Genomic DNA, 14270 nt, shown 5'->3' with positions numbered 1-14270 from the left:
GGTATCATTTTCTATTGCTGCAAGCAAGGTTGCAAAAAAAAAAACCTGGGGCCGATTCTGGCTCCAGGTTTTGCTCAACTTAATAGTAAATTTTTAATCAGAACTTATGGTTACTTCTCGTGTGTGTGTTTTACTGTTTCACGATCTTGTTGAAGCCGTAGCGGGCCTGCCTGCCCAGTTGCTCCTCGATGCGCATGAGCTGGTTGTACTTGGCCATGCGGTCGGTGCGGCTCATGCTGCCAGTCTTGATCTGGCCCGAGTTGGTAGCAACGGCAATATCGGCAATGGTGGTGTCCTCGGTCTCGCCGCTGCGGTGGCTGGTCACGGTGTTGTAGCCGGCGCGGTGTGCCATCTCTATGGCATCGAGGGTCTCGGTGAGCGAACCTATCTGGTTCACCTTGATCAAGATGGCATTGGCAGCTCCCATCTTGATGCCTTTTTCAAGAAACTTGGTGTTGGTCACAAAGAGGTCGTCGCCCACGAGCTGCACCTTGTCGCCCAGGGCCTGAGTGAGTTTCACCCAGCCTTGCCAGTCGTTCTCGTCGAGGCCGTCCTCGATCGAGTCGATAGGATACTTGGCGATGAGTTGCTTCAAGTACTCGATTTGCTCGTCGTCGCTCAGCCGCTTGCCGTTGGGATCCTTGGGCATGCCGTTGGACAGTTGCTTGTAGTTGTAGTAGTAGCGACCGCCTTCTTGCTCGCTAAACTCGCTGGCGGCGCAGTCCATGGCTATGGTTACATCCTTGCCAGGCTCGTAGCCGGCATCCTTGATGGCTTGCACGATGCTGCCCAGGGCATCCTCGATGCCGTCGAGGGCTGGGGCAAAGCCGCCCTCGTCGCCCACGGCCGTGCTCAGGCCGCGCTTCTTGAGCAGCTTCTGCAAGGCATGAAACACCTCGGCCCCCATGCGTATGGCTTCTTTCTCGCTCGTTGCGCCCACGGGGCGTATCATGAATTCCTGGAAAGCAATGGGAGCATCGCTGTGCGCACCGCCGTTGATGATGTTCATCATGGGCACCGGCAACACATAGGTGTTGGTGCCGCCTATATAGCGGTATAGTGGCAGACCCAGCGACTTGGCAGCGGTGTGGGCCACAGCCAGCGAAACGCCCAGAATGGCGTTGGCACCCAGCTTCGACTTGGTGGGCGTGCCGTCGAGCTCAAGCATTTTCTCGTCGATGGCGCGCTGCTCGGTGACCTGCATTCCTGCCAGTGCAGGAGCTATGATGTCGTTCACGTTGGCCACAGCCTTGAGCACTCCCTTGCCGCCGTAGCGCTTCTTGTCGCCGTCGCGCAGCTCGAGGGCCTCGTTTTCGCCTGTTGATGCGCCCGATGGCACCGAGGCACGGCCCATCACGCCCTCATCGGTTGTAACTTCTACTTCTACTGTTGGGTTTCCTCTTGAGTCGAGGATTTCTCTTGCATGAATCTTTGAAATTTTCATCATCTTTCTATTCTTTGTGCAAGCGACGCCTGTCGCCTGCATCGTTCTACATTGTTTTTGAAGCAGCTTGCTGGGCGTCGTGGCAACATGTTGCCGGCCTCGCATTGCTTCTCTATCTGTTTTACTGCAAAGGCTGTGCCAGAACGCGCCGTTTTAAGCTATATTCAGCAATTTTGTTACTTGTTAAAGCAAACTGGCAATTTGGCCGGTCCACTGTGCAATGCGGTCGTTGATCTTGTCGTCGTCCTCGTCGATGTCGATAGCCAGGCCCACAAATTTTCCGTCGACGACGCTGGCCGAGTCGGCGTAGTCGTAGGTGCTGGCGTCGACCTGGCCTATCAGGTGGGCACCTTGCTCGGCCACTGCCTCATAGAGGGCGCTCATGCCGCCGCAGAAGGTGTCGGGGAAACTTCCCGACTCGCCGCAGCCAAACAAGGCCACTGTGCGATTGCTCATGTCGAGCTTCTTGAGCAGCTCGATGCCGCTGTACCAGTCGTCTTGCACGTCGCCTGCTCCCCAGGTCGATGTGCCCAGGATGAGGTTGTCGTAGTTGTCGAAGTCGGCCGCTGTCATGTCGGCAATGTTCTTAACGTCGGCCACGCCCAGCTGCTTGGCTATGCGATGGGCATAGTCCTCGCAATTTCCTGTAGTGGAACCGAAAACAATCAATGTATTTTTCATTTCCTTGATTTTGTTTATTTAGTTTGTTGTTTTAGTTTACAAAGGTACTTTTCTTTTAGCCCTTGTATCAATCCCCAATGTTGGGGCTTTTTGTCTGTTACAGCTCCTTATTATGGGGGAGGCCACATGCCACTCACCCGCGTATCATGGTGAGCATCATCTTGAAGCGCTGTGCGGCGTTCACGGCGTGCAGCGCATTTTGAGGGATGATGAGCATTTGCCCGGCTTTGGGATGGTAGAGCCTGCCAGCTATCATGATTTCGGCTTCGCCGTCGATCACTTGCACCAGGGCATCGTAGGGGGCTGTGTGCTCACTCAGCTTCTGCCCGGCATCGAAGGCAAAGAGCGTGATGCTGCCGGCCTTGCTGTGGATGAATTCTTTGCTCACGATGCCGCCTTCGGCATAGGAGATGAGGTCGTTGGCTGCCATTACTGTTGCTTTTTCAATCTTCTGTTCCATAATTCTCATTTATTTATAATGTTGTTGTTTTTTTTGTTGTCGACGCAAAGGTATATCGTTTATTTTGCTCGATAGGTAACAATTGTTACTTCAATCACTTAAAATGTTTTAATGCTGCTGCCAATATTTTTTACTATCTTTGTCATGTTATGATTGATGCAAGGATTATAGCGGCTTTGGCCAAATGCCCGGTTTTCCATGGACTGGAGAAAGCCCGCATCGGGCAGGTGATGGAGCAAGTGAATTATCGTGTGGTGCACTACGACAAGGGGGTTGTCTACGCTCTCGAGGACGACCCTTGCCGCAATGTCGACATCGTGGTGAGCGGCGAGCTCACCACGCGCATGACAGGCCAGTCGGGCAAGTATGTCGACGTCACCCGCCTGCAGGCTGGCAACATCGTGGCCCCGGCATTTGTCTATGCCACGGTCAATCGTTTCCCTGTGAATGTGGATGCTGCTACCGATGTTGACCTGGTGCGCATGATTCCCCACGAGTTTACCCGCCTCATCGATCGTGATGTAGCCGTCAGGTGGAATTTCATAGCTCTGCTCTCCAACATCAACCACTTCATGGCCGACAAGGTGCGTTTTCTGTCGCTGCTCACCGTGCGCGAGCGCATTGCCACCATGCTGCTGGCCGAGGCCAGTCGCAGTGGCAGCCGCGTGATCACACTCGACAAGTCGAGGCAGGAGCTTGCCGACTCCTTCGGCGTGCAGAAGGTGTCGCTCATACGCTGTCTCACAGCCATGAAAGACGAGGGAGCCATTGCCATCGATGGCCGCCACATCACCATTGTAGATGCCAGCAAGTTGAAATGACGACTACTGCTGCCGATGCTGCTCGAGTATCCAGTCGCGCAAGATGAGTGCATGATTGCATGTGGGGCTTTTGGCGCCGTAGAGTAGTGTCACGTTTCCCTTGTCGAGAAGCTGGCCCACGTGCCCGGCAAAGGCGGTTGCCTCGGGGTTGGAATCCAGCTCGGCACGATACTGAGTGTTGAATTTTTCAAAATTCTCCTCCTTGTGGCCAAACCACTTGCGCAGGGCAGTGGTGGGGGTCACGGCTTTGTTCCACTCGTCGAGGCAGGCGTCTTCTTTCTTTATCCCCCTGGGCCATAGCCGGTCGATCAAGATGCGGTAGCCGTCGCTTTCCTCGGCAGGGCTGTAGACGCGTTTTATTTTCAATTCATTCATTGCAAAGTCTCCTTTCTTATGCTTTGCCAAAGTTATAATAAAATATTGAATGAGAGGGTAACATTTGTTACCTCACACCTTTTCTTAATTACACACCCTATAGGGGCAATATTGTGGGCAATGTTGCGTTTTCTTGTTGATAATTCGCGGTTTGTGCCGCCTGCTGCCATGGCAGGGCTATTGGCAAGTGTGAAAGTTTAAATTTTACAGGTATGGAAAATAAGTTGTTCAAGATGTACAATGGCACGCTGATTCCAGCTCCAGGTTTTGGCACCTATCGTGCCGACGACGACCACACGTGTGCCAGTGTGGTGAAATGCGCCCTCGAAGCAGGCTACCGCCACATCGACACTGCTGCATCCTACGATACCGAGACCGCCGTTGGCCAGGGCCTCAGGGAGTGTGCGGTGGCTCGCAGCCAGGTGTTTGTGACAAGCAAGGTGAAGAATAGCGAGCGTGGCTACGACAGCACACTCAGGGCCTTCGATACCACACTGGCCAAGCTCGGCCTCGACTATCTCGACCTCTATCTCATACACTGGCCGGCCCACGTGAAGCAGTATGGCGACAAGGCCGAGGCTGTGAATGCCGACACCTGGCGCGCCCTTGAGAGGCTGTACCGCGAGGGCAGGGTCAAGGCCATAGGCCTTTCCAATTTCATGCCTCATCACATCGAGGCCTTGCTCAAGACTGCCACGGTGATGCCTATGGTCGACCAGATTGAGTTTCATCCTGGTCTGCTTCAACCCGAATGCGTGGACTACTGCCACGACAAGGGCATTGTGGTTGAGGCCTGGAGTGCACTCGGGCGTGGAGCCACGTTGACCCACGCAGGCCTCAACGCCATTGCAGCCCGGCATGGCAAGACGGCCGCTCAGGTAGTGCTGCGCTGGGTGATGCAACATGGCGTGCTGCCCCTGGTGAAGTCGGTGCACGCGGCCCGCATCAGGGAGAATTTCGGGATCTTCGACTTTGAGCTCTCGGTTCAAGACATGAGGGTCATCGACGGCCTGCAGGCTCCGCGCATAGGTGCCGACCCCGACGAGCGTGACTTTTAGCCTCACAGTTGCCGTCGTGGTGGGTGTGGAATGATGCTGTTTTCTTTATTGTAATATCACACTATGAGTAAATCATTACTTTTCACAATTCTGGCTATGACCATGAGTCTCAACCTTTGGGCTCAGGCCAAAGACCCTGCCTGTCGCTGGGCGGCAGGCCTCGCAGGCGGCTTGGGCGACAACTGGGACCTTGAGCTGGCTGCGAGCTACAGGCCCGTGCCTTATGTTGGCATTGGGGCCGGCTTTGCCGTGATGGGCGCCGTGTCAACCGACGATGAGTTTATGGGCACTACCGCCGATGGGGTGGCGCAATATTCGGTCGACAACACCACCAGGGTGGCTGCGCTGCGTGGCGAGCTGCAGTTCACCACTCCCGGCATCAAGATTCCCCGCCAGGACGGCTGCAGCCTTGCACTGCGCCTCTCGCCGGGCGTGTCGCTGGCCCTGCCAGTCAACAACAATGTGCATGTCACTTTTATGCCCAACGCCCCAGGCGTGTATGACAACCACGACCAGCGTTACTTCGGCAACCACGGTGGCGATGCCTGGTATTTTCACCTCAAGGCCCAAGCTGTGTTCACTATCGACCGCTTTGAAATCATGGCAGGCTACATGTTTTCCAATCTCGACATCTATGGCGGCGCACGCAATGTGTCGATCTATGGCAAGCGGCTCAATTTGCCCAAAAAGTCCAATGAGAATATGGTGACTTTGGGCGTGGCTTGCAAGTTTTAGTTTTTTTTCTCCTCGTCAATACAGGGAAAAAACGTATCTTCAGTGCACAGTATATTTCTATTTTTTATTTTTCATCACAATGGATTGCAATTTTGAGCAAATAGCCGAGGCGATAAGATATGTCGAGGCCAATAAGCCGCGTCAGCCTTCATTGGCCGAGGTGGCTTCCCACCTTGGCCTCAGTCAGCTTTATTTCCAACACATGTTTACAGCATGGGCAGGAATCAGTTTCAATCGATTTCTGGAGTTTTTGAGCGTGGGCTATGCCAAGAGGGTAGTCGAGGAGGAAAACTTTTCCAGGCCTGTGGCAGCTTGCACGACCGGCTCGTCGTGCGCCTGCGGGCTGCACGCCCCCGTTGTGCACATCGATGGCATGACGCCTGATGAATGCCGAGGTGGGGCGGCAGGATTGCAATTGCACTATGTGTTCTCACAGTCGCCTTTTGGAGAGCTCATCGTCGCATCTACAGGCAAAGGTGTGTGCTATGCAGCCTTTGCCGACGGTGGCCGCGAGGCGGCAATCCGAAGCCTGCAAGCCGCATTTCCGCTTGCCACACTCCAGGAGCACCCCGATGTGCACAACACGTGTGCAGCACGCATTTTTCAACTCGACGGGACTGGTGTCGACGAGGTGCGGTTGCACCTCAAGGCCACGCCGTTCCAGGTGAAGGTGTGGAAGGAGCTTGTCGAGGTGCCGGTCGGGCATCTCACGACCTACCTGCAGCTTGCCCACTCGATAGGCAACGCGAGGGCCTCTCGTGCCGTGGGAAGGGCGGTTGCCTGCAACCCGGTGGCCTTGCTCATTCCTTGTCATCGCGTGATACATTCCTCAGGCCGCATCGGCAATTACCACTGGGGGCCAGAACGCAAAGCTGCTATCATAGGGTGGGAAGCGGCACTTTGCACATCGTGCACAACCGGTTGTTGAGCCAGTCATGCCCGCGCACAAGGCACACGATCGAGCCCGACCGCGGCACAGTGACGCGATCGCAGGGCGCGAATGCAATAAAAAAAAGGAGATAGGCACCTGTGTATAATTGGCGCCCATCTCCTTTGTGTTGGGACTCGCAACGTGCTTCTACATGCCCGACATGATCTCGTCGAGCTTCTCCTGGCTACAATTGTACTTCTTGGTTTTTTCCTGAATCAATTGTCCCACCTCATTGCTCAGTCTTTGCGCTTTCTCAAGGTCTTTACCTTTCAGCTTTGTCATTATTGCATTCACTTGGTCGCCTTTCGCCATCCACGCTTTCAGTGCCTTGTACACGTCGTCGGCGCTCTTGCAGGCTTTGAATGTGGCAATACCGTCGTTGAATATCTTAAAGGTGTCGTCGACTTTGGCCTGTGTTACTTCTTCGGCAGGCTGTGATTGCTCGGCAGCCGAGGTCTCGGCATTTTGCACTGAGCTCGTCTCCTCTTGCTCAGCGGGGGCCGCACTCGATACAGCCTCTACACTTGCAGTGGCCGAGTCTTCGGTGTTCTTGTCGCTCTTTGAGCACGATGCAGTGGCAAGTGTCACGGCTATCGACAGAAAGATAATGATTGAATGTTTCATGCTTTTTGGGTAAAAAATCCCGGTATTTTCATTTTGAAATACCGGGATTAATATTTCAGTTGTTGTTAAACCAGTATTTATTCAGCTTTGGGTTCTTGACCCCATTGCTGCTGTGCAAGGCGGCGGTAATTGTTGTAGCGCCACTGTGCATTTTCCTTGGCGGCATTGAAGAGCTCGTCGGCCTCGGCAGGATACTGCTTCATCACCGATGCATAGCGCACTTCACCCTTCAGGAAGTCGACAAAGGCATCCCAGTTAGGCTCCTTGCTGTCGAGCGTGAATGGATTCTTGCCCTCTTTCTCCAGCTCAGGATTGTAGCGCCACAGGTGCCAGTAGCCGCATGCCACAGCCTTGGCCTCCTCGGCTTGGCTCTTGCCCATGCCGGCCTTAAGGCCGTGGTTGATACAGGGAGCGTAGGCGATGATAACCGATGGACCATCGTAGGCCTCGGCCTCGCGTATGGCCTTGAGCGTCTGCATGTTGTCGGCACCCATTGCGACTTGGGCCACATACACGTAACCATAGGTCGATGCAATCAAGCCCAGGTCTTTCTTGCGAATGCGCTTGCCAGCTGCTGCAAATTTTGCAATGGCGCCTAATGGAGTGGCCTTTGAAGCCTGGCCGCCGGTGTTGCTGTACACCTCGGTGTCGAGCACGAGGATGTTCACATTCTTGCCTGTAGCTATCACGTGATCCAAACCGCCGAAGCCTATGTCGTAGCTTGCACCGTCGCCGCCAATGATCCACTGCGAGCGCTTCACGAGGTATTGCTGCAGGCTCTTCACCTTCTGGTCGATCGGGTTTTCGCTATGGGCAATGGCATCGATAATCTTGTCGCTCAGCTCGCGGCTCTTGCCGCCGTCGTTCATGTTGTCGAGCCACTCTTGATACAGGGCCTTCATCTCGGCAGTTTCGCTCTCGCTGGCAATGGCCTCCTCGACATAAGCCTTGACACGTGCACGCATCTTCTCGTCGGCTATGGCCATGCCCAGACCAAACTCGCAGAAGTCTTCAAACAGCGAGTTGGACCATGCAGGACCATGACCCTTGGCGTTGGTGCAATAGGGGGTCGAAGGCACAGCTGCCGAGTAGATCGACGAGCAGCCTGTGGCATTGGCCACCATCTCGCGGTCGCCAAAGAGTTGCGAGATGAGTTTCACATAGGGCGTCTCGCCGCAACCGGCGCAGGCGCCGTTGAACTCAAAGAGGGGAGTGGCAAACTGTGAGTTCTTCACATTTTGCTTTATTTCGACCAGGTTTTGCTTGCTGGTAACATTCTTGACGCAGTAGTCCCAAAGCTTCTGGTTGTCTTCGTTGCCCATGAGCGGCACCATCGACAGGGCCTTGTTGCCTCTCTTGCCTGGGCACACGTCCACACAGTTGCTGCAACCGAGGCAGTCCATCACATCGACCACTTGCACAAACTTCAGTCCCGTGAGTGTCTTTCCTATTGCGGGCAGCTTCTCCTCGTCTCTGAACGGCGACTTGGCTGCCTCCTCCTCGGTCATGAGGAACGGACGTATTGCTGCGTGGGGGCACACAAAGGCACACTTGTTGCACTGGATGCAGTTCTCAGCATTCCATGTGGGGACAAAGGTGGCAACACCGCGTTTCTCCCAGGTTGATGTGCCAGGCTCCCAGGTGCCGTCTTCGCGGCCCTTGAATGCGCTCACTGGCAGCAGGTCGCCGTCTTGGGCGTTGATGGGGCGCACGAGGTCGTTGACAAATGCCGGAGCATCGTCTTTGGCCTTGTCGTCGACAGGAAGTTCGCTCCATGCGGGGTCAACCTCGAGCTGCTTGTACTCGTCGCCGCGGTCCACAGCCTCGTAGTTCATGTTCACCACGTTCTCACCCTTGCGGCTGTAGGACTTCACGATGAACTCCTTCATTTGCTCCACAGCAAGCTCGGTAGGTATCACCTTGGTGATGCGGAAGAATGCCGATTGCAGGATGGTGTTGGTGCGATTGCCCAAGCCTATCTCTTGGGCAATCTTGGTGGCGTTGATATAGTAGACGTTGATGTTGTTGTCGGCAAAGTATTTCTTCACGCGGTTGGGCAGGTTGTTGGCCAGCTCGTCGCCCTCCCACACTGTGTTGAGCAGGAAGGTGCCGTTCTTCTGCAGGCCGCGTGTCACATCATACATGTGCAGGTAGGCTTGCACGTGGCAGGCCACAAAGTTTGGCGTTGTCACCAGGTAGGTGGAGTGGATGGGCTTGTCGCCGAAACGCAGGTGAGAGCAGGTGAAGCCGCCCGACTTCTTGCTGTCGTAGGAGAAATAGGCCTGGCAGTACTTGTCGGTGTTGTCGCCTATGATCTTCACCGAGTTCTTGTTGGCTCCCACTGTGCCGTCGGCACCCAGTCCGTAGAATTTGGCTTGGAACATGCCCTCGTCGCCCATGTTGATTTCCTCTTTCTGAGGCAGCGAGGTGAAGGTGACGTCGTCGACAATGCCAATGGCGAAGTGGTTTTTGGGCACTGGCAGCGACAGGTTCTCGTAGACCGAGAGTATTTGGGCCGGAGTAGTGTCTTTCGAGCCCAACCCGTAACGACCGCCCACGATGAGCGGAGCATTCTCGGTGCCGTAGAAGCAGTCCTTCACGTCGAGATACAGGGGCTCGCCGTTGGCGCCCGGTTCCTTGGTGCGGTCGAGCACGGCGATGCGCTTGGCTGTGCTGGGCACGGCTGCCAAGAAATGCTTGGCCGAGAACGGACGGTAGAGGTGTACTGCAACCAAGCCCACTTTCTCTCCCTTGGCAGTGAGGTAGTCGATCACTTCGCGTATGGCTTCGGTCACCGAGCCCATTGCAATGATCACACGCTCGGCATCGGGTGCGCCATAGTAGTCAAAGAGACCGTAGTGGCGGCCTGTGATTTCGTTTATCTTGTTGATGTATTCTTCTACTACGGCAGGAATGTTGTTGTAGTACTCATTGCTCGACTCGCGGTGCTGGAAGAAGACATCGGGGTTCTCGTTGGTGCCGCGGGTCACAGGATGGTCAGGATTCATTGCGCGGTGGCGGAAGCGGGCCAGAGCCTCGCGGTCCAAGAGCGGCTCAAGGTCTTCTTGCTGCAGTGCCTCCACTTTCTGAATCTCGTGACTGGTGCGGAATCCGTCGAAGAAATTAAGGAATGGCACGCTGCCCTTGATTGCACTCAGGTGTGCAACTGCAGCCAGGTCCATCACCTCCTGCACCGACCCCTCGCAGAGCATGGCAAATCCCGTTTGACGCGTTGCCATCACGTCCTGGTGGTCGCCGAAGATGCACAGCGTGTGCGAGGCCAGCGTGCGGGCCGTGACGTGGAACACGCCTGGCAGCAGCTCGCCGGCAATTTTATACATGTTGGGTATCATCAGCAACAAGCCTTGCGATGCGGTATAGGTTGTGGTGAGTGCACCTGCCTGCAGCGACCCGTGCACAGCACCGGCTGCACCGGCTTCGCTTTGCATTTCCTGCACCGTTACTGTCTCGCCGAAGATGTTTTTGCGCCCGGCGGCGGCCCACTCGTCAACGTGCTCGGCCATGGGCGATGAGGGGGTGATGGGGTAGATCGAGGCTACCTCGGTAAACATGTAGCTGATGTGGGCAGCTGCAGTGTTACCGTCACATGTCATGAATTTCTTTACTTTACTCATGATTCTGAATATGATTAAATAATGAATTAGTTGTTTAGTCGCGTATTATATTTAATGTGCGAAGTTACGCAAAAATGGCAACTTTGACAAGACTTTTCTTCGTTTTATGCTTATTTAAGACGCGCTTGTTTCTCGCGTTTTGGCTATGTTTTTTCTCAATGGCGCCAATGCGCATGCGCCTGCCTGTCGACGGCGGCTACGGGCTGGCCTTGTTACTGCTTTTCTGACAAGGAATGAGATTTTTTTGTGCCACTATTTGTTGAAAAATCATATCAATTCTCGATGATTTTTTGTAAGTTTGCACCAAATTCGTAAATAAGGTTAGACTCAAATGAAATTCAAAATATATTCTCCCCAATTTATCAACAGCGATCACGACGTGATCATCCCCTGCGACGACCAGTCGATGAGCGAATATCCTGTCTACATGGTGTGTGACGACGAAATCGTGGCTACTGAGCTTTACAATTACATCGTTTCCAGCATTAAACTCGACAAGAACGTGACGAGTGAGGAATTCAACGACGCTCTCGACCAGGCTCTCAACACGCCCGAGCATCGTGTGAAGCGGTGCAATCTGGCTGTGGCCATTTACAACCACGGCGGCTGCTTCGTTGCCCAGATGGGCAAGACGCGTGTGCTGCAAGTGAGGCCGGCAACGCAGGAAATTGAGTATGACTCGCGTGCGCAGGTCTTGGACATCTACAGCAGCAAGGCCAAGGTGGAGCTCATCAAGGACCTTAAGGCCGACGACTACATCATGTTGTGCTCGGCCGAGAATATCGACGAGAAGGCCATTCGCAAGGCGTTGTGCAATGTCGACAAGGATGACCATGCCAAGATCGACGAGGTGAACCGTCTCGTGAGCAAGGTCAAGACCGTGGGCGGAGCTACGCCGGCAGTGGTGTTGAATCATGTCGAGGAGTCGAGCGGCAGCGGCGCTTCGTTCTCTCTCTCGTTTTTGAGCGGTTTCAAGGCAAAGTATCTGGGCTATCTGCTCCTGATTGCCGTTGTCGCGCTTCTTGTAGTGGGCGCGGTGAAGTATTTGCCCGATATGTTTAGCGGCAAGGGCGACACCATGGTCAATCCTGAGGTGTCGATTTCAACCACTCCGTCGCACGATGCCGACGTTACCTATGTGAAAGACTCATTGCTCATCAAGGCCGAGCAAGACTCGCTCAAGAGAGCCGCCCTCAAGGCCGATTCCTTGAAGAAGGTGCAACGTCTCAAGGCCGACTCTATCAAGGCTGCCAAGCGGCGTGCCGCCGCAGCCAAGAAACTCGATGCTGCGCAGAATGAGGAGATCAAGGAGGTGCACGCCGAGCCTCAGCCCGAGGCCAAGCCGGCAAGCGAGCAGCAACCAGCTGCCACGCAGCCTGCCACGACACCTGCACCATAAATATATAGAATGAAGAGTGTGGCAAGTGTGCCCTCTTGGGGGTGGCATCACACCGCACATCGACACACACACACACACACATAGCGCCCCGTGAGCCACAACTCACGGGGCGCTATGGTTTTGTCCTTGCTATTGCTGTGCTTGGGGCGAGCTACGTGCCACACTCAGCAAGGCCGGCTGGGACCGTGCAAAAAAAAAGCCCGGCGCACTTGGGGCACCAGGCTTCTCCTTTCTTTGTCTGCCGTCGGTCTCGAGGCAGGCTTTTGCGATTTCATTTTATCGCATCACTGTATTGCAAGCTGTGATTGAAGGATCGTTGTGAATAGTTTCCATCTACACCGGGTCACGTCACAGCCATTAGCGGTATTGAGGGCCACAGCAGCACATGAGCTCAGTGTGTGGCGTGACAAGCGCGATTATTTCCCTTCCTGCTCGTAGTAGAGGGTCTTGGATGTTTGGTTGCACACCTCATCGGGACCGAAGTACTGCACCGGACCTGGGTATACATAGCAGGTTTCTCTTGCCCACTTGGCACGATGCTGGGCAAACACCTGGAACGGGCGGCCGTTGAGGTCGACCAGGGCCTTGCGAATCACCGGTTTCTGCTTGCCGTTGCGTTGCTCCATGTTAAACATCATGGTGATGGGGATGCCGCCGGCAATCCACTGGATCGACGGCTTGGCCAAGTTGCGTATCGACGACATGTAGCCCGTGGCTCCGCAGTTCACGAGTTGAGCGGCATTGTAGCCCAGAGCATAGCAGTAGTCGGCATCAAAGTTCGACGGGTCGGCGCAGCGGCCTTCATATCCGAAGAAGTGATGCAGGGCCGAGAACTTGCCCACATACTCGCCCTTCTCCTTCATCTGCTCAAGTTTTTTCTCGACCATGTCGCTCAGCAGCTTCTCGGTCTCGATGAGCGACACTTGCACATTCCCGTGGGGGTCGCGGTCGAGCGAGAGCTGGCGTTGCACGTCAACGGGCAGGCTGTTGAAGGCTTCCACGTTCTCTTTGGTCAGATGATCGACGACAAACTTGTGCTGTGCATCGGGCTCCATTTGCTTGATTTCGGGATGCTCGGCCAGCATGTCGTTGAGCTGAGCAATGAGTTTCTTCATTGCCGGTATAAACTCGATCAGGCCTTCGGGCACGAGTACCGACCCGAAGTTGTTGCCATCGGCAGCGCGTTGTGCCACTACCTTGGCTATGTCGGCGACAATGTCGTTGAGTGTCATGTTCTTGGCTTCCACTTCCTCGCTCACGATGCAATAGTTGGGCTGCGTCTTCAGGGCGCACTCCAAGGCAATGTGCGAGGCCGAACGGCCCATGAGTTTCATGAAGTGCCAGTACTTCTTGGCCGAGTTGGCATCGCGCTCGATGTTGCCTATGAGCTCACTGTACACCTTGGTGGCAGTGTCAAAGCCAAAAGAGGTCTCAATCCACTCGTTCTTGAGGTCGCCGTCGATGGTCTTGGGGCAGCCCAGCACCTGCACAGGCACATTCTTGGCCTTGTAGTACTCGGCCAGCACGGCAGCGTTGGTGTTGGAGTCGTCGCCGCCAATGATCACGATGGCGCGTATGTCGAGCTCCTTGATGATTTCGAGGCCTTTCTCAAATTGCTCTGGGGTCTCGAGCTTGGTGCGGCCCGAACCTATCATGTCGAAACCGCCTGTGTTGCGATAGTCGTTGATGAAACTTGCAGTGAGCTCCTTGTATTTGTGGTCGACCAACCCGCCAGGACCCATCAAGAAGCCGTAGAGGCGGTTTTCTTTGTTAAGCGCCTTGAGTCCGTCAAACAGACCGCATATCACGTTGTGTCCGCCTGGAGCCTGACCTCCCGAGAGGATCACGCCCACATTGAACTTGGCAGGCTTTCCGGTTTTTTTCTTGGAAGCATCGGTGTCTTTTACAAATTCCAGCTCAGGAAGGCCATAGGTGTTAGGAAACAATTTTTTGATTTCTTCCTGGTCTCCTACCGACTGGGTAGGTTCTCCTTTTACTGCTTTTACCGGGCCCCAAAGTACCGAAGGCAACTTTGGCTGATAAGCGGCACGAGCTTGTTGAAGTACGCTCTTTTTTGTCATTTTTCTAATCAATTATATAGTTGTAA

General features: G+C 54.6%; 12 protein-coding genes. 5 read left to right on the top strand and 7 right to left on the bottom strand.

From position 1 onward, the window contains the following. Nucleotides 1–130 precede the first annotated feature (130 nt). The 3 genes from eno to GF423_RS01380 form a co-directional block, all read right to left on the bottom strand. Nucleotides 131–1444, bottom strand: coding sequence for a phosphopyruvate hydratase (eno, locus tag GF423_RS01390; protein ID WP_154328949.1), 1314 nt, complete (start codon nucleotides 1442–1444; stop codon nucleotides 131–133). A 183-nt stretch (nucleotides 1445–1627) separates the two neighbouring features. Then, complete coding sequence (fldA, locus tag GF423_RS01385) at nucleotides 1628–2125, bottom strand: flavodoxin FldA (RefSeq protein WP_154326664.1); 498 nt, start codon at nucleotides 2123–2125, stop codon at nucleotides 1628–1630. 133 nt (nucleotides 2126–2258) lie between these two features. After that, nucleotides 2259–2585 carry a cupin domain-containing protein gene (locus GF423_RS01380; RefSeq protein WP_154326663.1) on the bottom strand — a complete coding sequence of 109 codons (327 nt, stop codon included), beginning with the start codon at nucleotides 2583–2585 and terminating at the stop codon, nucleotides 2259–2261. Between the two features lie 149 nt (nucleotides 2586–2734). Here GF423_RS01380 and GF423_RS01375 point away from each other — a divergent pair, with 149 nt between their 5' ends. Further along, nucleotides 2735–3406, top strand: coding sequence for a Crp/Fnr family transcriptional regulator (locus GF423_RS01375; RefSeq protein WP_154326662.1), 672 nt, complete (start codon nucleotides 2735–2737; stop codon nucleotides 3404–3406). 3 nt (nucleotides 3407–3409) lie between these two features. Here the strand turns inward: GF423_RS01375 and GF423_RS01370 are convergent, their stop codons facing one another. After that, entirely contained in the window at nucleotides 3410–3781 is a 372-nt protein-coding gene (locus GF423_RS01370) for a DUF488 domain-containing protein (RefSeq protein WP_154326661.1), read from the bottom strand. Nucleotides 3782–3993: 212 nt separating this feature from the next. On the opposite strand from GF423_RS01370, the gene GF423_RS01365 reads away from it, so the two are divergent. The 3 genes from GF423_RS01365 to GF423_RS01355 all read left to right on the top strand — a co-directional run bounded on the left by GF423_RS01365 (nucleotide 3994) and on the right by GF423_RS01355 (nucleotide 6502). Then, a complete protein-coding gene (locus GF423_RS01365; protein WP_154326660.1) occupies nucleotides 3994–4839 on the top strand; it encodes an aldo/keto reductase in 846 nt (281 codons plus the stop codon). Nucleotides 4840–4902: 63 nt separating this feature from the next. Next, nucleotides 4903–5574 (top strand): hypothetical protein, encoded by a 672-nt coding sequence (locus GF423_RS01360; RefSeq protein ID WP_154326659.1) that lies wholly within the window; start codon nucleotides 4903–4905, stop codon nucleotides 5572–5574. Nucleotides 5575–5653: 79 nt separating this feature from the next. Further along, nucleotides 5654–6502 (top strand): bifunctional helix-turn-helix domain-containing protein/methylated-DNA--[protein]-cysteine S-methyltransferase, encoded by an 849-nt coding sequence (locus GF423_RS01355; protein ID WP_154326658.1) that lies wholly within the window; start codon nucleotides 5654–5656, stop codon nucleotides 6500–6502. Between the two features lie 150 nt (nucleotides 6503–6652). Here GF423_RS01355 and GF423_RS01350 read toward each other — a convergent pair whose 3' ends face one another. Continuing rightward, nucleotides 6653–7129, bottom strand: coding sequence for a hypothetical protein (locus tag GF423_RS01350; RefSeq protein ID WP_154326657.1), 477 nt, complete (start codon nucleotides 7127–7129; stop codon nucleotides 6653–6655). A gap of 77 nt (nucleotides 7130–7206) precedes the next feature. Continuing rightward, nucleotides 7207–10764 (bottom strand): pyruvate:ferredoxin (flavodoxin) oxidoreductase, encoded by a 3558-nt coding sequence (gene nifJ, locus GF423_RS01345; RefSeq protein ID WP_154326656.1) that lies wholly within the window; start codon nucleotides 10762–10764, stop codon nucleotides 7207–7209. A 331-nt stretch (nucleotides 10765–11095) separates the two neighbouring features. On the opposite strand from nifJ, the gene GF423_RS01340 reads away from it, so the two are divergent. After that, entirely contained in the window at nucleotides 11096–12163 is a 1068-nt protein-coding gene (locus tag GF423_RS01340; RefSeq protein ID WP_154326655.1) for a hypothetical protein, read from the top strand. Between the two features lie 416 nt (nucleotides 12164–12579). Here the strand turns inward: GF423_RS01340 and GF423_RS01335 are convergent, their stop codons facing one another. Continuing rightward, entirely contained in the window at nucleotides 12580–14244 is a 1665-nt protein-coding gene (locus tag GF423_RS01335) for a diphosphate--fructose-6-phosphate 1-phosphotransferase (RefSeq protein WP_154326654.1), read from the bottom strand. Nucleotides 14245–14270: the final 26 nt, after the last annotated feature.

It is taken from the genome of Sodaliphilus pleomorphus, from assembly GCF_009676955.1.
Taxonomy (GTDB): domain Bacteria; phylum Bacteroidota; class Bacteroidia; order Bacteroidales; family Muribaculaceae; genus Sodaliphilus; species Sodaliphilus pleomorphus.
Note: the sequence above shows the minus strand (reverse complement) of the source record. Positions and strands in the feature narration are given on the sequence as shown.

What these genes read in the sequence shown, in the direction of transcription:
- GF423_RS01380 (WP_154326663.1), bottom strand. Translation starts at nt 2,585, where the DNA reads ATGGAACAGAAGATTGAAAAAGCAACAGTAATGGCAGCCAACGACCTC.
- GF423_RS01340 (WP_154326655.1), top strand. Translation starts at nt 11,096, where the DNA reads ATGAAATTCAAAATATATTCTCCCCAATTTATCAACAGCGATCACGAC.
- nifJ (WP_154326656.1), bottom strand. Translation starts at nt 10,764, where the DNA reads ATGAGTAAAGTAAAGAAATTCATGACATGTGACGGTAACACTGCAGCT.
- fldA (WP_154326664.1), bottom strand. Translation starts at nt 2,125, where the DNA reads ATGAAAAATACATTGATTGTTTTCGGTTCCACTACAGGAAATTGCGAG.
- GF423_RS01355 (WP_154326658.1), top strand. Translation starts at nt 5,654, where the DNA reads ATGGATTGCAATTTTGAGCAAATAGCCGAGGCGATAAGATATGTCGAG.
- eno (WP_154328949.1), bottom strand. Translation starts at nt 1,444, where the DNA reads ATGAAAATTTCAAAGATTCATGCAAGAGAAATCCTCGACTCAAGAGGA.
- GF423_RS01370 (WP_154326661.1), bottom strand. Translation starts at nt 3,781, where the DNA reads ATGAATGAATTGAAAATAAAACGCGTCTACAGCCCTGCCGAGGAAAGC.
- GF423_RS01360 (WP_154326659.1), top strand. Translation starts at nt 4,903, where the DNA reads ATGAGTAAATCATTACTTTTCACAATTCTGGCTATGACCATGAGTCTC.
- GF423_RS01365 (WP_154326660.1), top strand. Translation starts at nt 3,994, where the DNA reads ATGGAAAATAAGTTGTTCAAGATGTACAATGGCACGCTGATTCCAGCT.
- GF423_RS01375 (WP_154326662.1), top strand. Translation starts at nt 2,735, where the DNA reads ATGATTGATGCAAGGATTATAGCGGCTTTGGCCAAATGCCCGGTTTTC.
- GF423_RS01350 (WP_154326657.1), bottom strand. Translation starts at nt 7,129, where the DNA reads ATGAAACATTCAATCATTATCTTTCTGTCGATAGCCGTGACACTTGCC.
- GF423_RS01335 (WP_154326654.1), bottom strand. Translation starts at nt 14,244, where the DNA reads ATGACAAAAAAGAGCGTACTTCAACAAGCTCGTGCCGCTTATCAGCCA.